General features: G+C 63.5%; 19 protein-coding genes. 4 read left to right on the top strand and 15 right to left on the bottom strand.

Features of this window, described 5'->3' with window-relative positions:
- Nucleotides 1-35: 35 nt before the first annotated feature.
- Genes KP001_RS06635 through KP001_RS06645 form a run of 3 tightly spaced genes read right to left on the bottom strand, consistent with a single transcriptional unit; the run spans nucleotide 36 to nucleotide 3,010 of the window.
- Complete coding sequence (locus tag KP001_RS06635) at nucleotides 36-485, bottom strand: N-acetyltransferase (protein WP_217288748.1); 450 nt, start codon at nucleotides 483-485, stop codon at nucleotides 36-38.
- Nucleotides 482-2,143, bottom strand: coding sequence for a DNA repair protein RecN (gene recN / locus KP001_RS06640; protein ID WP_217288749.1), 1,662 nt, complete (start codon nucleotides 2,141-2,143; stop codon nucleotides 482-484). The genes KP001_RS06635 and recN overlap by 4 nt, the downstream gene beginning before the upstream one ends.
- Nucleotides 2,144-3,010 carry an NAD(+)/NADH kinase gene (locus KP001_RS06645; RefSeq protein WP_217288750.1) on the bottom strand — a complete coding sequence of 289 codons (867 nt, stop codon included), beginning with the start codon at nucleotides 3,008-3,010 and terminating at the stop codon, nucleotides 2,144-2,146.
- A 138-nt stretch (nucleotides 3,011-3,148) separates the two neighbouring features.
- Here KP001_RS06645 and KP001_RS06650 point away from each other — a divergent pair, with 138 nt between their 5' ends.
- From KP001_RS06650 to pfkA, 3 genes are all read left to right on the top strand, one after another.
- Nucleotides 3,149-5,644, top strand: coding sequence for a glycogen/starch/alpha-glucan phosphorylase (locus KP001_RS06650; protein WP_217288751.1), 2,496 nt, complete (start codon nucleotides 3,149-3,151; stop codon nucleotides 5,642-5,644).
- Between the two features lie 51 nt (nucleotides 5,645-5,695).
- On the top strand, nucleotides 5,696-6,964 hold the full coding sequence (locus KP001_RS06655) for a replication-associated recombination protein A (RefSeq protein ID WP_224962257.1): 1,269 nt from the start codon (nucleotides 5,696-5,698) through the stop codon (nucleotides 6,962-6,964).
- A 99-nt stretch (nucleotides 6,965-7,063) separates the two neighbouring features.
- The gene (gene pfkA / locus KP001_RS06660) at nucleotides 7,064-8,023 is read left to right on the top strand and encodes a 6-phosphofructokinase (RefSeq protein WP_217288753.1); all 960 of its coding nucleotides are present in this window, start codon (nucleotides 7,064-7,066) and stop codon (nucleotides 8,021-8,023) included.
- 171 nt (nucleotides 8,024-8,194) lie between these two features.
- On the opposite strand, the gene KP001_RS06665 is transcribed toward pfkA, so the two are convergent.
- From KP001_RS06665 to amrS, 8 genes are all read right to left on the bottom strand, one after another.
- A complete protein-coding gene (locus tag KP001_RS06665; RefSeq protein WP_217288754.1) occupies nucleotides 8,195-8,575 on the bottom strand; it encodes a VOC family protein in 381 nt (126 codons plus the stop codon).
- Nucleotides 8,576-8,643: 68 nt separating this feature from the next.
- A complete protein-coding gene (locus tag KP001_RS06670) occupies nucleotides 8,644-9,096 on the bottom strand; it encodes a tetratricopeptide repeat protein (protein ID WP_217288755.1) in 453 nt (150 codons plus the stop codon).
- Nucleotides 9,097-9,115: 19 nt separating this feature from the next.
- Nucleotides 9,116-9,736 (bottom strand): HAD family hydrolase, encoded by a 621-nt coding sequence (locus KP001_RS06675; RefSeq protein WP_217288756.1) that lies wholly within the window; start codon nucleotides 9,734-9,736, stop codon nucleotides 9,116-9,118.
- Between the two features lie 25 nt (nucleotides 9,737-9,761).
- Nucleotides 9,762-10,073 carry an HNH endonuclease gene (locus KP001_RS06680; protein ID WP_217288757.1) on the bottom strand — a complete coding sequence of 104 codons (312 nt, stop codon included), beginning with the start codon at nucleotides 10,071-10,073 and terminating at the stop codon, nucleotides 9,762-9,764.
- A gap of 30 nt (nucleotides 10,074-10,103) precedes the next feature.
- The gene (gene rnhA, locus KP001_RS06685; protein WP_217288758.1) at nucleotides 10,104-10,550 is read right to left on the bottom strand and encodes a ribonuclease HI; all 447 of its coding nucleotides are present in this window, start codon (nucleotides 10,548-10,550) and stop codon (nucleotides 10,104-10,106) included.
- A complete protein-coding gene (locus KP001_RS06690) occupies nucleotides 10,540-11,190 on the bottom strand; it encodes a lysophospholipid acyltransferase family protein (RefSeq protein WP_217288759.1) in 651 nt (216 codons plus the stop codon). The genes rnhA and KP001_RS06690 overlap by 11 nt, the downstream gene beginning before the upstream one ends.
- Nucleotides 11,191-11,278: 88 nt before the next feature.
- Nucleotides 11,279-12,661: a sensor histidine kinase gene (locus KP001_RS06695; RefSeq protein ID WP_217288760.1), complete on the bottom strand. Its 1,383-nt coding sequence runs from the start codon at nucleotides 12,659-12,661 to the stop codon at nucleotides 11,279-11,281.
- On the bottom strand, nucleotides 12,652-13,665 hold the full coding sequence (amrS, locus tag KP001_RS06700) for an AmmeMemoRadiSam system radical SAM enzyme (RefSeq protein ID WP_217288761.1): 1,014 nt from the start codon (nucleotides 13,663-13,665) through the stop codon (nucleotides 12,652-12,654). Before amrS ends, KP001_RS06695 begins: the two co-directional genes overlap by 10 nt.
- 448 nt (nucleotides 13,666-14,113) lie before the next feature.
- Between amrS and KP001_RS06705 the strand changes: the two genes are divergently transcribed.
- Complete coding sequence (locus KP001_RS06705; RefSeq protein WP_199389622.1) at nucleotides 14,114-14,266, top strand: TFIIB-type zinc ribbon-containing protein; 153 nt, start codon at nucleotides 14,114-14,116, stop codon at nucleotides 14,264-14,266.
- A gap of 50 nt (nucleotides 14,267-14,316) precedes the next feature.
- Here the strand turns inward: KP001_RS06705 and KP001_RS06710 are convergent, their stop codons facing one another.
- Genes KP001_RS06710 through mreD form a run of 4 tightly spaced genes read right to left on the bottom strand, consistent with a single transcriptional unit; the run spans nucleotide 14,317 to nucleotide 19,043 of the window.
- A complete protein-coding gene (locus KP001_RS06710) occupies nucleotides 14,317-15,459 on the bottom strand; it encodes a tRNA-queuosine alpha-mannosyltransferase domain-containing protein (RefSeq protein WP_217288762.1) in 1,143 nt (380 codons plus the stop codon).
- 37 nt (nucleotides 15,460-15,496) lie between these two features.
- The gene (gene rodA / locus KP001_RS06715; RefSeq protein WP_217288763.1) at nucleotides 15,497-16,597 is read right to left on the bottom strand and encodes a rod shape-determining protein RodA; all 1,101 of its coding nucleotides are present in this window, start codon (nucleotides 16,595-16,597) and stop codon (nucleotides 15,497-15,499) included.
- Between the two features lie 56 nt (nucleotides 16,598-16,653).
- On the bottom strand, nucleotides 16,654-18,564 hold the full coding sequence (mrdA, locus tag KP001_RS06720; RefSeq protein ID WP_217288764.1) for a penicillin-binding protein 2: 1,911 nt from the start codon (nucleotides 18,562-18,564) through the stop codon (nucleotides 16,654-16,656).
- On the bottom strand, nucleotides 18,561-19,043 hold the full coding sequence (mreD, locus tag KP001_RS06725) for a rod shape-determining protein MreD (protein WP_217288765.1): 483 nt from the start codon (nucleotides 19,041-19,043) through the stop codon (nucleotides 18,561-18,563). Before mreD ends, mrdA begins: the two co-directional genes overlap by 4 nt.
- Nucleotides 19,044-19,049 lie beyond the last annotated feature (6 nt).

Genomic DNA, 19,049 nt, shown 5'->3' on the forward strand with positions numbered 1-19,049 from the left:
ATCGTCCGTCGTCAACTGTCAGTCGCCCAGCGCCTCTACAGCTCGAGGATCATGGCGATCTCGTCGCAGTCGGGGAACTTGACGCACTTGATGCAGTCCCCCCAGACCTTGTGCGGCAGCTCGGACTTGTCCGCGATTTTGAAGCCGAACTTGGCGAAAAAATCGGGCTTGTAGGTGAGGCAGAAAAGCCTCTTGAGCCCCAGGGAGCGCGCCTCCTCGATGCAGGCGCCCACCACCTGGCTCCCGATGCCACGCCGTCCGGCGCTCTCGGCGACCGCGACCGAACGGACTTCGGCGAGGTCTTCCCAGACGATGTGCAGCGCGGAGGTGCCCAAAAGGCGCCCCTCCTCCTCGAAAACGTAGAAGTCGCGCAACGCCTCGTACAGCTCGGAAAGCGAGCGGGAGAGCATCTCGCCGCGGCTCGCGAAATTGGTCAATAGTTTCTGAATCTCTTTTACGTCGCCAATCCTGGCTTTTCTGATCATCTCACTGCCTCCTGAATCAACTCCCTGGCGTGCTCCAGGGTCTTTTCCGTGACGCGCGCGCCCGAAAGCATGCGCGCCACCTCTGCCACCCGCTCCTCCCCTTCCAGGAGTTCCACGCCGGTGGCGGTGCGCCCGTCTGCCACCCTCTTCTCCACCTTGAGATGCCGGTCGGCGAAGGCGGCCACCTGCGGCAGGTGGGTGATGGCCAGCACCTGCTGCTCGCGGGCAACGCGTTTCAGCTTCTCGCCCACGAGCGCACTGGTCGCCCCCCCGATTCCGGTGTCCACCTCGTCGAAGATGAGCGTGGGGACCTCGGAGTCGGGATGGAGCTGCTTCAGCGCCAGCATGAGCCGGGAGAGCTCGCCGCCGGAGGCGATCTTCGCCAGCGGTTTCGGGGGCTCGCCCGGGTTCGGGGAGAAGAGGAACTCGGCACGCTCGAAGCCGAAGCTGCGCGCCTCGGCGCTCTTCTCGAAGGAGGTCTCGAAGACGGCGTGCTTCATGGCAAGCTCCGCGAGCTCGCGCTCCATCCCCTCCTTGAGCTTTCCGGCGCCGTCCTGGCGCGCCTTGCCGAGCCTGCCCCCCAGAACCGCCAGTTCCTGCTCCAGCCGCGAGATCCGTGTCTGCAGCTCGCCGCGGCTCCCCTCCAGGTTGGAGAGGAGCGACAGCTCCTGGTCCACCTCGCGCTGGTACTCGAGGATCTCCGCGATGCTGGCGCCGTACTTTTTCTTGAGGCGGCCGATGGCGTCGAGCCGGTCCTCGATCTCCTCCAGCCGGGCCGGGTCGGACTCGACGCGGGCGGCGTAGTCGCGCAGGGTGAGGGAGGCGTCCTCGAGCTGGGCGTAGGCCGCCTGGAGCGCCTCGGTGACCGGGTTGAGCGCGGGATCGATGCGACCTGCGTCGGCGACCCCTGCGATGATGCCGGAAAGGTTCCCGAGGATGGGTGCGTCGCCGCCGTAGAGGGCGTCGAAGGCGCCCTGCGAGGCCCCCATCAGTTTCCCGCTGTGCGCGAGCCGGGTGCGCTCCTCGGCCAGGTCCTCTTCCTCGCCGGGGGTGAGCTTCGCCTCGGCGATCTCGTTACTCTGGAAGGAGAGCAGGTCGAGCCGGCGCGCGGCCTCGCGCTCCCCCGCCTCGAGCGCCTGCAGCTCGTGCCTGGCCCCCTGGCACTCCTCGTAGCGGGCGGCGAACTCGGCGCGCAGGGGGAGCGTCCCGGAAAAGCCGTCCAGAAGGAGCAGGTGCTGATCGGTCTTCAAAAGGCTCTGCGCGTCGTGCTGGCCGTAGATGTTGATCAGGTTGCGGCAGATCTCGGAGAGAAGCGAGGTGGTGGCGAGCCCGCCGCCGATGAAGACGCGGCTCTTGCCGCCGGCAGCGACCACGCGCCGCACCAGGAGCTCACCGTCGCACTCGATCCCCGCCTCGGCGAGCGCGGTGAGGAGCGCGTCGCGACCGGAGAGGTCGAAGAGCGCCTCCACGGAAGCCTCCTTGGCGCCGGCCCGGATCAGGTCGGCGCTGCCGCGCCCGCCAAGGATCAGGTTCACCGCGTCGATGATGATCGACTTGCCCGCCCCGGTCTCGCCGGTCAGGATGTTGAGCCCGGGACTGAACTCCACGTGCAGCTTGTCGATGATGGCGAGGTTGGTTATCTGGAGCTCTCTCAGCACTTAGCGTTCACCCCACTTGAGCTTGGTGCGGAGCACCTCGAAGTAGTCCTTGCTGCGGGACTGGATCAGGCGGGTGACGTGGGGGGCCTTCCGGATCTGCACCACGTCGCCTGAAAGAAGCTTCATGCCGACCTGCCCGTCCAGGGTGAGGAACACCGACTCGTCCGGGGCGTAGTTCAACTTGATGTCGATCTGCGCGCCCGAGTCGACCACGAGCGGCCGGTTGGTCAGGGTGTGCGGGCAGATGGGGGTGATGGAGATGCATGCCAGCTCGGGGTGGATGATGGGGCCGTTGGCGGAAAGCGAGTAGCCGGTGGAACCGGTCGGGGTCGACAGGATCAGGCCGTCGGCCTTGAAGGTGGTGAGGTAGCGCCCGTTGACCGAGGTCTCCATGTCGATGATCCTGGCCAGGGCCCCCTTGTTGATGACCACGTCGTTCAGCACCCGGTGCAGTTCGATCACTTCGCCCGCGCGCTCGACACTGGCCAGGAGCATCATGCGCTCGGTGACCTCGAAGTCGCCGGCCAGGCAGCGCTCCATGGAGGGATAGAGCTCGTCCAGGGTGATCTCGGTGAGAAAACCGAGGCTCCCCAGGTTGACCGCCAGGATGGGGACGTCCTGCTCGCCGATGAGGCGCGCGGCCGCGATCAGCGTGCCGTCGCCGCCAAGCACCACCACCAGGTCGGCGTCACGCGCGACCTCGGAGCTCTCGGCGCTCTCGGCGAGCGTCGTGCGCCGCAGCCTCCGGGAGAGATGCTCCTCGACGTGTGCGGTCACGCCGCGGGCCGCCAGCCACTCGATCAGCTCTTCGGCGACCCCGAGGCAACGCGGATCGTGCACTTTGGCAAAAATGGCGATTTTTTTCATCACGAGCCCTTTACTTGTACTGTAATCTAGGATTAACTAGCACAGTTGGTGTATCATGTCCAACGGAAAACTGGCGCCTCCCGGGTACTCCAGCAGACACCTTTCCCACAATAACTACATGCAGATGCAGGGTGACTCATGACTGAAGAGCAGATAGGGATGAACGAAGAGCTCGATAAGCAGATGCTCATTATCAAGTCCTTTCTGGAACACCTGGAATACACGCTGGGTAAGGACAAATACTCCGCCACCGCATACGACAGGTTCAACGCTTTGGCCTATGCCGTCAGGGACCACCTGGTTGAGCGTTGGCTCGACACCCAGCAGGCCTACTACAATTCCGACAACAAGCGAGTCTACTACATATCGATGGAATTCCTGATGGGAAGGACCCTCGCCAACAGCCTCATCAACCTGGGGCTTTGGGACGACTTCAAGGACGCCATCACCTCGCTTGGCAACGATTTCCAGCAGATCATCAACGAGGAGCAGGATGCGGGGCTCGGCAACGGCGGTCTCGGGAGGCTCGCGGCCTGCTTCCTCGACTCCATGGCAACCATGTCCATCCCCGCCTACGGCTACGGCATCCGCTACGAGTACGGCATCTTCAGGCAGCACATCATCGACGGAGCCCAGGTGGAGATACCGGACAACTGGCTGCGCTACCGCAACCCCTGGGAGCTCGACCGGCAGGAACACCTGCACACGGTGAAGTTCTACGGCCGCGTCATTTCCACCTTCGACAAGAACGGCAAACTCGTGCGCGAGTGGGTCGACACCGACGACGTCATGGCCATGGCCTACGACACCCCCATCCCCGGCTACGAGACCAACAGCGTCAACACGCTCCGCCTTTGGAGCGCCAAGTCCAGCCGCGAGTTCGACCTGAAGTTCTTCAACGAGGGGAACTACATCCGCGCGGTGGAAAAAAAGATGCAGTCGGAGACCATCTCCAAGGTGCTCTACCCTGCCGACAACGTGGTGGAGGGAAAAGAGCTCCGCTTCAAGCAGGAGTACTTCCTCGCCTCGGCCACCGTCCACGACGTGATCTACCGCTTCAAGAAGAAGCACCAGGCCATGCGTCTGTTGCCCGAAAAGGTCGCCATCCAGTTGAACGACACCCACCCCACCCTCGCCATCCCCGAACTGATGCGCGTCCTCATGGACGTGGAGGGGGTCGAGTGGGAGGACGCCTGGGACATCACCAAGAAGACCTTCGCCTACACCAACCACACCATCCTCCCCGAGGCGCTGGAACAGTGGCCGGTCTGGTTCTTCGAGCAGATCCTCCCCAGGCACCTGCAGATCGTCTACGAGATCAACGAGCGCTTCCTGAAGGAGATCAGGGAGCGCTTCCCCGACGAGCCGGAGCGCCTGGCCCGGATGTCCATAGTGGAAGAGCACTGGGAAAGAAAGATCCGCATGGCGCACCTGGCCATCGTCGGGAGCCACTCGGTGAACGGGGTCGCCGCGCTGCACACCGAGATCCTGAAGAACGAGCTGTTCCGCGACTTCTACGAGATGTACCCGGAACGCTTCAACAACAAGACCAACGGCATCACCCAGAGGCGCTGGCTCAAGATGTCCAACCCCGCCCTTTCCGGGCTGATCGACGAGTACATCGGCGGGGGGTGGACCCGGAACCTCTACGAGCTGGAAAAGCTGCGCGCCATCGCGGCCGACCCCGAGTTCGTCGGGCGCTGGCGGCAGGTGAAACGGAGCAACAAGGAGTCGCTGTGCCGCTACATAATGCAGCACAACGAACTCGACGTCGACCCGGACTCGCTCTTCGACGTGCAGGTGAAACGGCTGCACGAGTACAAGCGGCAGCTTCTGAACGTCCTGCACATCATCACGCTCTTCAACCGCATCAAGGACAACCCCGCAGCCGAGGTGGTGCCGCGGACCTTCATCTTCGCCGGCAAGGCGGCACCCGCCTATGCCGCGGCGAAGCTGATCATCCGGCTCGTAAACGCGGTGGCCGCCGTGGTGAACCACGACCCCGAGGTCGCGGGAAGGATCAAGGTGGTCTTCCTGGCCAACTACGGCGTGTCGCTGGCGGAGAAGATCTTCCCCGCCTCCGACCTCTCCGAACAGATCTCCACCGCCGGCACCGAGGCCTCGGGAACCGGCAACATGAAGTTCGCCTTGAACGGCGCCCTCACCATCGGCACTCTCGACGGCGCCAACATCGAGATCATGGAAGAGGTGGGCCGGGACAACATCTTCATCTTCGGCATGACCGCGGCCGAGGTGTCGCAGCTGCGCGTGCGCGGCTACAACCCGCGGGAATACTACAACGGCAACCGGGAACTCAAGCGGGTTCTGGACATGGTCTCGTCCGGCTTCTTCTCACCCTGGGCTCCCGAACTATTCACCCCGCTCACCGACTCGCTCCTCAATCTCGGGGACAGCTACATGCTCCTGGCCGACTACGCCTCCTACGTAGCCTGCCAGGAACAGGTCGCCGAATTGTTCAAGCACCCCGACGAGTGGGCCCGGCGCGCGATACTCAACTGCGCCGGCATGGGCAAGTTCTCCAGCGACAGGACCATAGACCAGTACGCCCGCGAGATCTGGGGCATAAAACCTGTCGACATCCTCCCGGGAGCCGTGGAACTACAGAGGCATTGATTGGATCTTTTCAACGGAACTGACGAACGATTCGCGCCGCTAGCCGAACGCATGCGGCCCCGCACCATCTCCGAATACCTGGGACAGGGGCACCTTCTGGGTGAAGGGAAGCTCCTGAGAAGCCTGATCGAAACCGACCGGGTCACCTCCCTCATCTTCTGGGGCCCTCCGGGCTCCGGCAAGACCACCCTGGCCCGCATCATCGCGGGCGCCACGAAGAGCCACTTCATCTTCTTCTCGGCGATCATGAGCGGCATCAAGGAGATCCGCGAGGTGGTCAAGGAGGCCGAGGACATCCTGAAATTCCAGGGGAAGCGGACCATCCTCTTCGTGGACGAGATCCACCGCTTCAACAAGAGCCAGCAGGACGCCTTCCTCCCCTACGTCGAGCGCGGCACCTTCACCATGATCGGCGCCACCACGGAGAACCCCTCCTTCGAGGTGATCGCCCCGCTTTTGTCGCGCTGCAAGGTGCTGGTCCTGAACCCGCTCTCCGACGAGGACATCAGGGAGATCCTGGCCAACGCCCTCGCGGACCGGGAACGGGGGCTCGGGGAGTTCGAACTGGCCGCCTCCGGGGACGCGCTCGATTTCATGGCCGAGCAGGCGGGGGGGGACGCGCGTATCGCGCTCAACACGCTGGAGACGGCGGCGCGCCTTTGCCGTGACGGGGAGATTTCACTGGAGCTCGCCCGCGAGGCGACCCAGAAGAAACCCCTTCTCTACGACAAGGGGGGGGAGGAGCACTACAACGTCATATCGGCCTTCATCAAGTCGATGCGCGGCTCCGACCCCGACGCCGCGCTGTACTGGCTCGCGCGCATGATCGAGGCCGGGGAGGACCCGATCTTCATCCTGCGCCGCATGGTCGTCTTCGCCTCCGAGGACGTGGGGAACGCCGACCCCCGCGGCCTGCAGATGGCGGTCTCCGCGCTGGAGGCCTTCCGGCTGGTCGGGATGCCCGAGGGAAGGATCATCCTCGGGCAGGCGGTGACCTACCTCGCCACGGCCCCGAAGTCCAACGCGAGCTACATGGGGATCAACGAGGCGCTGGCCGAGGTGAGGAAGTCCGGAGGGCTCCCGGTCCCCATGCAGATCAGGAACGCCCCCACCAAGCTCATGAAGGGGCTCGGCTACGGCAAGGGGTACCTCTACCCGCACGACCACCGCAACGGCATCGTGGCGCAGGGGTACCTCCCCGAACAGCTCTCGGGGAGACGCTTCTACACTCCCAAGGAAAGCGGTTACGAGAAGAGCATCAGGGAGCGCATGGAATGGATCCGCGGGCAGCGGGAAAAGGCGAATGATCCCGAGCGATAAGCCCGTGTTGAAAATGCGCCCCCCCATGATATATTCAACCTTGCTTTTCCCCCCGGGCTGACGCGGCGCGGGGGGTACAACCTCCACCGGAGTCAGAGCATGAAAAAGATCGGAATTCTCACCAGCGGCGGAGACTGCTCCGGCATGAACGCGGCGATCAGGAGTGCCACCCGTACCGCGCTCGGACACGGGGTGCAGGTGGTCGGCTTCAGGAAAGGTTACGCCGGGCTTCTGAAGGGCGACCTGCTGGAGATGACGACCAAGGACGTGGCCGGGATCCTGCACCGCGGGGGGACCTTCCTGCAGTCGGCCCGCAGCGAGGAGTTCCGCACCGTACTCGGCCGGGAGAAGGCGGTGCGGCACCTGCAGGACCTCGGAATCGAGGGGCTGGTCGTGATCGGCGGGGACGGCTCGTTGAACGGCGCCCTCGCGCTGCACCGCATGGGGGTTCCGGTAATGGGAATCCCCGCCAGCATCGACAACGACATCCCCTACACCGACATGGCACTGGGGGTGGACACCGCGCTTAACAACATCATCTACGCGGTCGACTGCATCAAGGACACGGCAAGCTCGCACGACCGCGCCTTCGTGATCGAGGTGATGGGGAGAAACTCGGGGTACCTGGCCAGCATGAGCGCCATAGCCACCGGCGCCGAGTACGCCATCGTCCCCGAGGTGGAATGCGACGTGACGGATCTCTGCAACCAGCTCAGGAAGCGCTACGAGGAAGGGCGCAGCAACGCCATCATCATCCTCGCCGAAGGGGCAGGGCGCGCCCAGAACATCGCCGACAACATCAAGGACGCCATCGGCTTCGAGACCCGCGTCACCGTGCTCGGCCACTACCAGCGCGGCGGCGCGCCTTCGGTCTTCGACCGTCTTTTGGGGAGCCGCTTCGGCCATGCCGCCGTCGAGCACCTGCTCGCGGGCGAAAAAGGGATGATGGTGGGGCTTTGCTGCGGCGAGATCTGCCTGACGTCGCTGGAAACCGTGGTCGTGAGCGAGAAGGCGCAGCAGGACGAGTTGCACGACCTTTCCATGATCCTCGGGATCTAGACCAGGCAGGGTGGCGAAACGGAAGCGATAACCGGCGAAAACATCCCTCACCCGCCCTTCGGGCACCCTCTCCCAGGGGGAGAGGGGATGGACGGAAGATCCTGAAATAAAGAGGCCGCGCACCGGTAGACCCGGGCGCGGCCTTTGACATTTGACAGGTTGTATCGACAATTACGGGCGGCAGTAGGTGATCGCGGTCAGGACTGCACCCTGCGGGTCCTGGAGCACGCAGAAACGACCGACACGCGGGATATCCGTCGGGGGAACCAGTACCCTGCCCCCCAGCTCCTCGGCCCTGGCGGCGGTCTGGTCCACATCGGTCACCGTCACGTACACCCCCCATCCGGGAGGTTTGCGGTGGCCGGGCCCGGCCGCCGCTATCCCTGCGACCTCCCTGGCTCCGACCTTGATCAGGGTGTAGTCCACTTCCCCGTCCCAGCGCTCCATACTCCAGCCGAAAAGCCTGCCGTAGAAGGACTGGGCGGCGGCGACGTCATCCGTCGTCAGTTCGAACCAGCTGAAAGCCCCCTGCTCCCTGAATCGATCGGTCATCTGCAACCTCCTCACGCTCTGGATGAGCAAACGAGGAAAAGTATACTACCGATCGCATTTTTTTTCGTCTAGCGAAGACCGAAGCGGGAGAGAGCTATGCCGAGCCACTTGTTCAGCACATGATCGCGGGACAAAAACCTCAGCGGCGGCGGCTTCCGTGTGCCGAGGGTGGCCAGCAGGGCCAGGATCTCCTCGCTCCCGCCGGCGGCCATCCCCTTTCTGAGGACATCCAGTGCCTGCGGCTTGTCACCCGCGACCTGGTACACACGCGCCAGATTCAGGTAGTGAACCGGATTGTCGGGCTCGAGATCCAGGGATGCCTGGCAAAGCTCCCGTCCCTTCTTCACCTGCCCCCGCTCCTTGGCGATGCACAGACCGAGGTAGGAGTGCAGCAACGGGTTGTCTTCCAGCTTCAGCGCGCGCTCCAGTTGGGCCAGGGCAGCCTGATACTCGCCGGCGGAAAAGGCGGTGAGGGCGCGGTGGAACAGCTTCTCTGCATCTTCCTGCGGCACAGGCTCCATGGATACAACCCTCCGGTGTCTAAAGCAGTAACAGCAGATCCTGGTGTCTATCTATCTTCGTGGCGCAGTCGAGCTCGCCGCGGTAGGCAACGAAAGGGACTCCGGCCCCTTGGGCGGCGCGGCGGTCGACGTCCGAGTCCCCGACGAAAAGGGCCTCTTCCGGCGCGAGGCCGTACTGCTCCAGCACCTTGAAGAGCGGCTCCGGATGCGGCTTGGGGTTTTTGACCCGGCCGGCGGTCATGACGCAGCTGAAGTAACCGTCCAGCCCGAAGGAGGAGAGCAGGATATCCATGGAGCTCGCCCGGTTGGTGCAGACGGCCAGTTCCACCCTCCCCTTCAACGCGTCCAGGGTCTCGCGCAGCCCCTGTTCCATGACCATGAGCGGGAAGAGCTTGCGGTAGTCGATGCCGGCGGAAAAGGCGCGCACCTCGTCCATCCGGCTGTCGCCGGCGAAAAGGTATTCCAGCACGTCCCTGTTGCAGTGGGTGTGCAGGATGCGCATGGTATCCAGGTCCGCCCGGTCGAGGGCGGGCTTGCCGAAGCGCTCCAGTATCAGGTGATAAAAGGCGTAGTTGGCCTCGAAGGAGTCGAACAATACGCCGTCGCAATCGTAGATGACCGCCTTGATCTTTTGGCTCAAAACTCTATCTCCGCGGCGGCCTCAGCTAGGCCTCGGTGTCGCCGTCACGTCCCATCCCTTCGAGGTATTCCTGCCACTCGATAGGGAGCATGTGCTTCTTCTTGTTGTTGCATTCCTTGCAGCAGGGGACCACGTTCCCCTTGGCGGACTTGCCGCCCCGGATCACGGGAACGATGTGGTCCATGGAGAGTTCGGCGGGAGGAAACTTCCCCTGGCACCAGTGGCAGACACCCTTGGCCAGGCGGTTTTTCCACCACTGGCTGCGCCGCAGCTCGCGCGCCTTCTCACGCTCGCGCCTGACCTCCTCCTCGGAGACCTCGATGATAAAGTAATCCACTACACCCTCGTATCGCCGGGCCTACGCCCCTTACCTGCCCGCGCCGGCCCGGTAGCTGTCGATGGCCGCGCGCGCCAATTCGTCGCAGCGCTCGTTTTCCACGTGGCCGTTGTGGCCGCGCACCCAGACCCACGTGATCCGGTGCACCTTGGCCAGGGCCTGCAGTTTCTCCCAGAGGTCGCGGTTCACGACCGGCTCCTTCTTGGAGTTAACCCATCCCCTTTTCACCCAGCCGGAGAGCCACTCGGTCATCCCCTTGGCCAGATACTGGGAGTCGGTGGTGACCACCACCTCGCAGGGGCGGGTCAGGGCCTCCAGCGCCTGGATCGCGGCGCTCATCTCCATCCGGTTGTTGGTGGTGTCGCCCTCGGCGCCGGAGAGTTCCTTCACCTTGTCGCCGTAGCGCAGGATGCTCCCCCAGCCGCCGACCCCGGGGTTGCCGCTGCAGGCGCCGTCGCAGAAGATCTCAACCCGCATGCGGCCGTCCCCCCTGCTGCGGCAACTGCGCGGCGATGGCGTCCATGACGCGGTCCACGATCATCTGGTGAGTCTCCTTGCAGTCCTCGAGCTGGTACAGGTCGCTGAAGTCGAGCGGCGCTCCGAAAACAACGCCCCCTTCCAGCCCGACGCCCGGGAACTTCCAGCGGTTGATGCCGGTAAGCGTCGTGGGAATCACGTGCGGCCTGGTGTCATAGATGATCTTGCCCACGCCGCGGTTGCCCTTGCCGAGCACGCCGTCCTTGTGCCGGGTCCCCTCGGGGAAGAGCATCACCTTCTGGTCGGCCAAAAGTGTGTTGATCTGCTTGCCGGCGCGCACGTCGCGGCCGCGGCGGACCGGGAAGGCCCCCCAGGAACGGTAGACGAGCCCCATGAGCCCGGCGAAGAGTTCCTCTTTCGCGGGGGCCCAGAGCATCTGCAGCGGATGGTGGCGGATGACGGCCCAGGGGAGGAACACGGTGTCGTAGGCGGAGATGTGGTTGGAGGCGATGAGGACCCCACCGGTGGCGGGGATGTGCTGGGCTCCCACGACGCGGAACCGGTTCAACAGTGAGGCGTAGCTGCCGATTACCCAGACGGAGAAAGTAACCCAGAAGCGGCGTAGCAGTGAAACCTTCAAGAAGAAAACCTCTTCATCACGTGGATTTTATTGGAAGAAAGTTGATGTATAGCATGAATGGCGATCCCGGGGCAACCGTTTCCACGTTTTAGCTGGGGAGGGTGAAGTAGAAGGTCGCACCGCGGCCGGGCTCCCCCTTCCCCCAGACGCGCCCGTTGTGACGGCGCACGATGCGGCGTACGGTGGCGAGGCCGAGGCCGGTACCGGGGAAATCGCGGTAGGTATGCAGCCTCTTGAAGGGCTGGAAAAGCTGACCGGCCCGCGCGCTGTCGAAACCGGCCCCGTTGTCGCGAACGAACACCGCTATCTCACCCTTTTCAGTGACCCGCGATCCGAGTTCGACCACAGGAGCCGCCACCTTGTTGCTGTATTTCCAGGCGTTGGACAGGAGGTTCTCCAGGACCACGCGCAAAAGCTGGGGGTCGCCGTACACATCGAGCCGCTCGGGGGCGATGAAGGAGACGGGGATTTCCGGTTGATCCTGGCGCAGCTGCGCCGCTATCTCCTGCGCGGCGGGAACAAGGTCGAAGGTGGTGCAGGACAACTCGACCTCGGTGACGCGGCAGAGCACCATGAGCGAGTCGAGCAGCGCCTCCATCTGGATGCAGCCGTCATGGACCAGGTCGACGAAGAAACGGCCGTTATCGTCCAGTTGCTGGCGATACCCCCTGAGCTCCTGGGCTGAGCTGTACACCCTGGTGAGCGGGGCGCGCATGTCGTGTGAGATGGCATGGCAAAACGCCTCCAGCTCCTGGTTGACCTGCTGCAGTTCGGTGGTCTGGTGGGTAAGTACCGCGTTGAGAGCGGCGGTTTCCTGCTCGGCGAGCTTGCGGGCGGTGATGTCGCGGACGATCTCGATGCCGTAAAGGGGCTTTCCATCCTTTCCCTTCAGGGAGGAGCCGATCAACTCGACGTACCCCCCGGTGGCGGAGGCTTCCGGCCCCAGTTCGGCGCGATGAACTTTGCCGTCCTCGAAGGAGGCCAAAAGGTGGCACCCGGCGCAGGCCTGGCTCTCCTTGCGGTAGGCCTCGTAGCAGTAACGTCCGACATTGACGCCGGTCATGCGCTGGTGGGCGGGGTTTTGATAGAGTACCTTGAGATCGGGGTCCTGGATGGAGACCGCCTCACCCAGGGCCTCGAAGATTCCCTCCATTTTGGCCCGCTCCCTTTGGGCCTCCTCAAGCGCCGCCTGCAGGGCCTTCTCGAGCGCGGCTTCGTTACGATGGGCGCGGCGGCTGTAGAGGAGCAGGCCGCAGACCAGAAAGAGCACCAGGGCGAAGTCCTCGTGGCTGTCCGAAGCGAGCAAAAAGTCGCTCAAGGGTCTCCCGCCAAAGAGCAGGTAGTCGATCAGGCCATCGAGAACCCAGAACAACAGGACGATTACCGCACCCAGGAGAATCTGAAAGAGAAAAGAGATGAATCCGGGTTCGGAGAGCTTGGCCCACCGGGCCATCCGCCGCGTTACGTCCATACACCCTCGATGACCGCCCCGCAGCCGGGACAGGTTCCATTGCAAAGAAGATTCTTTTCCACGAGGTAGCCGAGCCTCTTAATTAGCAGGGAGCCACAGAAAGAGCAATAACTGTTTTCGCCCCCCTCGCCCGGAACATTCCCTTCGTAGACGAAACGAAGCCCCGCCTCCAGGCCGATACGCCTGGCACTCCGCAGGGTTTCCACCGGCGTGCGCGGCTGGTCGGTCAGCCGGTGGGTCGGATAGAACTGGGTCACGTGCCACGGCGTCTCCACCCCCACCTCGGAGGCGATGAAGCGGGCGAGATCGCGCAGCTCCGTCTCGGAATCGTTGCGGTTTGGTATCACCAGGGTGGTGAGCTCGACCCAGATACCGTGCCGCTTGTAGTCGCGGATGCAGTCCAGGACCTCGCCCAGCGCCGCCCCCACCACCTCGCGGTAAAAGGATTCCGTGAAGCCCTTGAGGTCGATATTGGCGGCGTCGAGGTAGGGGGCGATGGCGGCCAGGGCCTCGCTGGTGATGTAGCCGTTGGTGACGAAGATGTTCTTGAGCCCGGCGGCCTTCGCCAACTGCGCGGTCTCGTAGGCGTACTCGAAGAAGATGGTCGGTTCGGTGTAGGTGTAGGCGATGGAGCGGCACCCCGTCGCCAGCGCGCGCTCCACAACGGTGCGCGGCTCCACGAAGGTGCCGGAGCGCTCCACGCTCCCGGGATCGGGCTGGGCGATGGTGTAGTTCTGGCAGTGCAGGCACCGGAAATTGCAGCCGACGGTCGCCACCGAGTAGGAACGGCTCCCCGGCAGCAGGTGAAAGAGCGGCTTCTTCTCGATGGGGTCCACGTGCTCCGCGACCAGGTTGCCGTAGACCAGCGTGTAGAGCACGCCTTTACGGTTCTCACGGACCCGGCAGCGGCCGCGTTGCCCGGAACTGATCAGGCAGCCGAAACGACACAGACCGCAGCGCACCCGCTCCCCGTCCAGCTTCTGGTAAAACAAGGCCTCTTTCATGCCGCACCTCCGATCCATCGGGACAGCAAATTAGCGAGCGCAAATATACCATTTGCCGAAAAAAATTTCCAGCGAAATTTTAGGGAGATGGAAGATTGCGCCAGATACCGTATACGCACTCCCAAACCATTGTTCGACCAGTGCGGGAGTGATTTTTTTTTGCCGCAGGGGTCCCATCTTACGCAAAGGTCAACGTGATTCCGGCAAAAAAGCATACCTTTGTTTGATAGTCGGAAATAGGAAGAAAAATCGGAATGTTACAAAGCAAAGAGGCCTGCTGGATTACGCGAGCGGAGGAAATGTTTTAAAATCGAGGCTCAGGAATGAACCGTGGCACAAAAGCTAAACTACTGTTTTAGGTGACTTTTTCGAAAAAATAGCACTTGACCAACTGGATACGTTCTATATATTGTCAAAATCAAAATACCGCCTGGGGAGAAAACAAAACATGAAATGCCCGCACTGTGACAACAAAGTAGGAATCGAGATCGACATGCATTCCGACGGCTACGCCAAGGACCTTCTGGAATGCACCTCCTGCGGTACCGTCTGGCTGGAGAAAGCCTCCCAGATCATCACCGTGAACAAACAGGCCGCCTAAACGGGAACGGGGGCGCCTCCGGCGCCCCCCCTCCGCAGCTTTCGCCCCCGCTAGCCGAAAGAAACCTCAGGCACGCATCCTTCCCCGCTCCCGACCAGACCTGAAAAGAAGTCATCGTAGACCGGCGCCAGCCGCTCCCAGTCGTAGCGCGCTACGTGTCCGTCCAGCACCCCCCGCCCCTGACCGTTCCCCAGCAGCAGATTTCTCAACCGGTCCACAAGCGACTCATCGTCCCGGTACAGCACCGCCTCGGAAGCCCCCTGCGGCACATGCTCCGGGTAGGCGAGCCGGTCCGGCAACAGCGCCTGGCAGCCGCAGTAGAGCGCCTGCACCACGCTGGCGCCGAAAAACTCCTGCCGCGAGGTCACCGGCAGGATATCCGCGCGCCACAGCCACTTCGCGTACTCGGCGAAGCTCTTCTGGTACCCCCACTCCACCACGCGCGCGCCGAGCCGTTCCCGGGCCTGTTTGAACACGGGGGGGACCCGGCCGAAGGATTCCCCAAGCACCGCCACCCGGAACTCCACCCCCTCATCGGCAAGCCGGTACAGCGCCTCGAAAAAAGCGTCCGGCGCCTTGTCGTATTCCCAGCGATGGTTCCAAAGGAGCAGCGGTACGTCGTTCCCGGCCGGTTCGGCCGGCCGTGCTGGCTCGAGTTTCCGGAGGTCCAGTCCCAGCGGGAGCACGCGGCTCTTGGCGGCGATCAGCTCCACCGTGGAGACGTCGACGGCGTCAGGAAAACGCTTCAGAAACGCGGGAAGCTCGCCGAGGAAGGAATCCATGTGGTAGCGCGAGTTGAAGAGCACGGCGTCGGCGGCCAGAGCGCTCACGTAGTTGATGAAGGCGTAGTGGAGGTCGCGCTGTTCCCCGGGATCTGGATCGCCCGGGGACCAGGGATAGGTGAGCTGGTTCTCGTGGAAGTAGATGGCGCTGCGGCAGCGGTCACTGAGCGGCCTGGTCAGCGCGAGGAAGGTGGTCAGGTCGAGCATGTCCGTGGCGAGGATGAGGTCGGGGCTCTTCCCCGCGGCCAGGAAGCGGGTGGCGAGGGTCACCGCGCCGCCGTGCATGCGCCATTTCCAGTTGCGGCCCGCCAGGGTGAAGAGTTCCACCTGGTGTCTGGAGTGGGCGGCGTACTCGGTGGCCCAGGCGGCGTGCGACCCGGTGCAATACGGCTCGACGAGGGCGATCTGCATGTCGTGCGCTCCTAAAGAGGGAAGGACCGGGTGGCGGTCAGAACATGAAGCGGCGCATGCTGATGTTGAGCAGGATGCCAATCCCGACCATGGAGGTGACCATGGAGGTCCCCCCGTAGGAGAAGAAGGGAAGCGGCACCCCCACCACCGGCATCAGGCCGATCACCATCCCCATGTTGATGGCGATGTGCCAGAAGAGCATGGCGGTGACCCCGACGGCGAGCAGCGAGCCGAAACGGTCGTTGCAGCGCTTGGCGATCCCGAGTCCCCAGAGGATCAGGAACAGGTAGAGGGTGAGCATGAGCAGACACCCCAGAAAGCCCCATTCCTCGGCGAAGACGGAGAAGGCGAAGTCGGTGTGCTGCTCCGGGAGGAAGCGGAGCTGGGACTGGGTCCCCTGCATGAACCCCTTGCCGAAGGTGGCGCCGGAGCCGACCGCGATCTTGCTCTGGATGATGTGATAGCCGCTCCCCAGCGGGTCCAGGTCGGGGTTCAGGAAGTTGTAGATGCGCTTTTTCTGGTAATCGTGGAGCAGGAACTGCCAGGCGACCACCACGGTGGGGACGGCGGCGGCGAAGATGGTGGCGAGGGCGGTCCAGCGCACCCCGACGAACAGGAGCATGCTCCCGGCGATCAGCGACACCAGTATGGCGGTGCCGAGGTCGGGCTGTTTCATGATCAGCACGGCGGGTATCCCCAGAAGGAGCAGCGGCTGCAAAAGCTCCTTCAGGGTGAGCCCCTTGAAGACCGGGTAACGGCTGAAGAAGCGGGCGAAGGTCATGATGATGACGATCTTCATCGGCTCGGAGGGCTGCATGTTGAAGAAGCCCAGGTTGATCCAGCGGGTGGCCCCCATGCTGGTCTTGCCGGCGACAAGGACCAGCACCAGCAGGATCAGCACGCCGCCGTAGAGCCAGTAGGCGAAGTCCTCCAGCATATGGTAGTCGAGGCTGCAGACGGTAAGGCACAGCCCGAGTCCCGCCACGATCCAGTAGAGCTGTTTCAGGTAGTACGGGGTGCCGACGTCCCGGTAGGAGGACGATGCGCTGTATATGTTGATGACCCCGAAGGCGGTGATGAGGAGCACCACTCCCAATAGGGTCCAGTCGAAGTTGGTGAATAGCCGTCTATCGAACATCTCTTCCTCGTTATCTCACGTACTCGCGGCGCCGGGGGCGGCCGCGTCGCGTCGGGTCATTGCTGCGGCTGCGCCGGCGGAGTGTCGGGCTCGGCCACCCCTTCGCCCCCCTCCTCTTCCTTGGGGACGGCCTTGGGAACCGGCTTTTTGATGACGCCCTTCCCTTCGAAGTAGGCACGCAGAATCTTTGCGGATACCGGCGCCGCGGCGGAACCGCCGTGCTCGCCGTGCTCGACGATCACCGCGATGGCAATCTCGGGTTTTTCGTAGGGGGCGAAGGCCACGAACAGCGCGTGGTCCCGGAAGCGGTACGGCACACCTCCCTTGCTGTCGCGCAGCTTGACGACCTGGGACGAACCGGTTTTGCCTGCCACCTTGACCTCCCACAGCCGCGAACTGCCGCCGGTGCCGTGCGCCTCGTTGACGACGGCCAGGAGCCCTTCCTTGACGAAGCGGTAGGTCGCGGGTTTCAGGCCGGTCTTCCCCAACGTCTGCGGGGCGAAGTCCTGCAGCACCTTGCCGTCGGAGTCCACCACCCGCCTCACCAGGTGGGGGCGGTAGATGGTCCCCTCGTTGGCCACGGTGGCGATCATGGAGGCAAGCTGCACCGGCGTGGTGAGCACGTACCCCTGCCCTATGCCGACGGGGAGCGTCTCGCCGGCGTACCACTTCTTGCCGAAGCGTTTGAGCTTCCACTCCTGGGTGGGGATGACCCCTCCCTTCTCGTTCTCGAGGCCTATGCCGAGCGGCGCTCCCAGGCCGAAGCGTTTGGCATACTTGGCGATCCGGTCGACACCGAGGCGCTCGGCGAGCTTGTAGTAGTAGACGTCGCAGGACTCCCGAAGTGACTTCTTGAGATCGACCGTGCCGTGCCCTTTGTGATCCCAGCAGCGGAAAGTGGAGTTACCGAACTTGTAGGAACCGGAGCACTGGATCGTGGTGTGTTCGTCGATCAGCCCTTCCTCGAGTCCGGCGATGGCGGTGATGATCTTGAAGGTGGAACCCGGCGGGTACATCCCCTTCAGCGCCTTGTTCTCCAGCGGATGGCGCTCGTCGTCGAGGTACTTCTTCCAGATATCGGGCGGCATCCGGCCGGTGAAGAGGGCGGGGTCGAAGTCGGGGCTGGAGACGAAGGCGAGGATCTCGCCTGTGTTGACATCCATGGCCACGGCGGCGCCCGCCTGGTCTCCCAGCGCCTGCTCGGCGGCCTTCTGCATCTCCAGGTCGATGGTCAGCATCACGGTGTTGCCGACGCTGGAACCGGTCTCTGCGACGGTGCGCAGGAAGCGCCCCCGGGCGTCCACCTCGATCTGGCGGCCGCCGTCGGTGCCGTGCAGGTAGGACTCCCAGCTCCGCTCGATCCCGCTTTTGCCCACGTAGTCGCCCGCGTTGTAGTCGCGGTAGCGTTCCGAGCCGAGCTCGTCCTCGGAGACCTCTCCCAGGTAGCCGAGCAGGTGCGACGCGAGGGAGCCGTTGGCGTAGGCCCGGACCGGCTTCATCTCGATGTTGACCCCCGACAGGGCGAGACGGTTCTCCTCGAGAAATTCCATCTGGTCGCGGGAGATCCCGGAGGCGACCACCAGCGGGTAGTACTTGGCCCTCCCCTGCCCCTTGTTCCACTTGGTCTCGATCTCCTTGCGGTCCAGGTTCAGGTAGCGGGACAGGTTGTCGATCAGCTGCTCCTTGTTCTTGACGTCCTGCGGGATGACCGCGACCGAAAAGGAGGGGGTGTTGGAGACGAGCACCTTGCCGTTGCGGTCCAGGATGGCGCCGCGCGGCGCCGCCACCGGGACGAAGCGGAGCCGGTTGTTCTCGGACTGGTCGATGAGGTCCTCGGCGCTGATCACCTGCAGGTACCAAAGCCTCGCCAGGAGCAGGAAGAAGACGGCGCAGGCGCCCAGCGACAGCCCGATGATGCGGCGGCCGCCCCCGTCGTCGTCGGGAAGGATGTTGTTGAGCGTCTTCATCGCGCCTCCTCGACCGGGAGCCTCATCCCGAAAACCAGCGAGGCGATCAGCGCGTTGATCAGCGCCTGCGGCAAGAGCGCGGGCAAAAGCGAGGCGTAGAGGCCGTTGCCCACCGAGAAGACCAGTAGCAGCAAAAGGTTCAAAAGTGCACTCATGATGGTGGCGATAAAGACGACCAGTACGAACAGGGCGCGGTTGTCGGTGTAAAGCCTGTCGGCGAGTTCGGACAACAGGGTGTAGATGCAGAGATAGGAGAAGGCGTGCAGCCCGAGGTAAATGCCGCTGAAGCTGTCCTGCAGAAGCCCCAGGGCGAATACGGTCACCCCGGCGAACCGGTGCGGCAGCTTGAGCCCCAGGTAGACCACCAGGATGATGATCAGGTTGGGCTGGAAGGGATCCAGAAGATACCTGGGGAGCAGCGTCATCTGCAGGACAAGCGCGGCGAGGAGCACAGCCGCTATTTTAAGAAAGGCGATCACTGGACG

Origin of the sequence: Geomonas subterranea (genome assembly GCF_019063845.1) — a bacterium.
GTDB classification, from domain to species: Bacteria; Desulfobacterota; Desulfuromonadia; order Geobacterales; family Geobacteraceae; genus Geomonas; species Geomonas subterranea.

Coding starts and splice junctions, on each gene's coding strand:
- KP001_RS06635 (WP_217288748.1), bottom strand. CDS start 485: ATGATCAGAAAAGCCAGGATTGGCGACGTAAAAGAGATTCAGAAACTA.
- KP001_RS06645 (WP_217288750.1), bottom strand. CDS start 3,010: ATGAAAAAAATCGCCATTTTTGCCAAAGTGCACGATCCGCGTTGCCTC.
- KP001_RS06650 (WP_217288751.1), top strand. CDS start 3,149: ATGACTGAAGAGCAGATAGGGATGAACGAAGAGCTCGATAAGCAGATG.
- KP001_RS06655 (WP_224962257.1), top strand. CDS start 5,696: ATGCGGCCCCGCACCATCTCCGAATACCTGGGACAGGGGCACCTTCTG.
- pfkA (WP_217288753.1), top strand. CDS start 7,064: ATGAAAAAGATCGGAATTCTCACCAGCGGCGGAGACTGCTCCGGCATG.
- KP001_RS06665 (WP_217288754.1), bottom strand. CDS start 8,575: ATGACCGATCGATTCAGGGAGCAGGGGGCTTTCAGCTGGTTCGAACTG.
- KP001_RS06670 (WP_217288755.1), bottom strand. CDS start 9,096: ATGGAGCCTGTGCCGCAGGAAGATGCAGAGAAGCTGTTCCACCGCGCC.
- rnhA (WP_217288758.1), bottom strand. CDS start 10,550: ATGCGGGTTGAGATCTTCTGCGACGGCGCCTGCAGCGGCAACCCCGGG.
- KP001_RS06695 (WP_217288760.1), bottom strand. CDS start 12,661: ATGGACGTAACGCGGCGGATGGCCCGGTGGGCCAAGCTCTCCGAACCC.
- amrS (WP_217288761.1), bottom strand. CDS start 13,665: ATGAAAGAGGCCTTGTTTTACCAGAAGCTGGACGGGGAGCGGGTGCGC.
- KP001_RS06705 (WP_199389622.1), top strand. CDS start 14,114: ATGAAATGCCCGCACTGTGACAACAAAGTAGGAATCGAGATCGACATG.
- KP001_RS06710 (WP_217288762.1), bottom strand. CDS start 15,459: ATGCAGATCGCCCTCGTCGAGCCGTATTGCACCGGGTCGCACGCCGCC.
- rodA (WP_217288763.1), bottom strand. CDS start 16,597: ATGTTCGATAGACGGCTATTCACCAACTTCGACTGGACCCTATTGGGA.
- mrdA (WP_217288764.1), bottom strand. CDS start 18,564: ATGAAGACGCTCAACAACATCCTTCCCGACGACGACGGGGGCGGCCGC.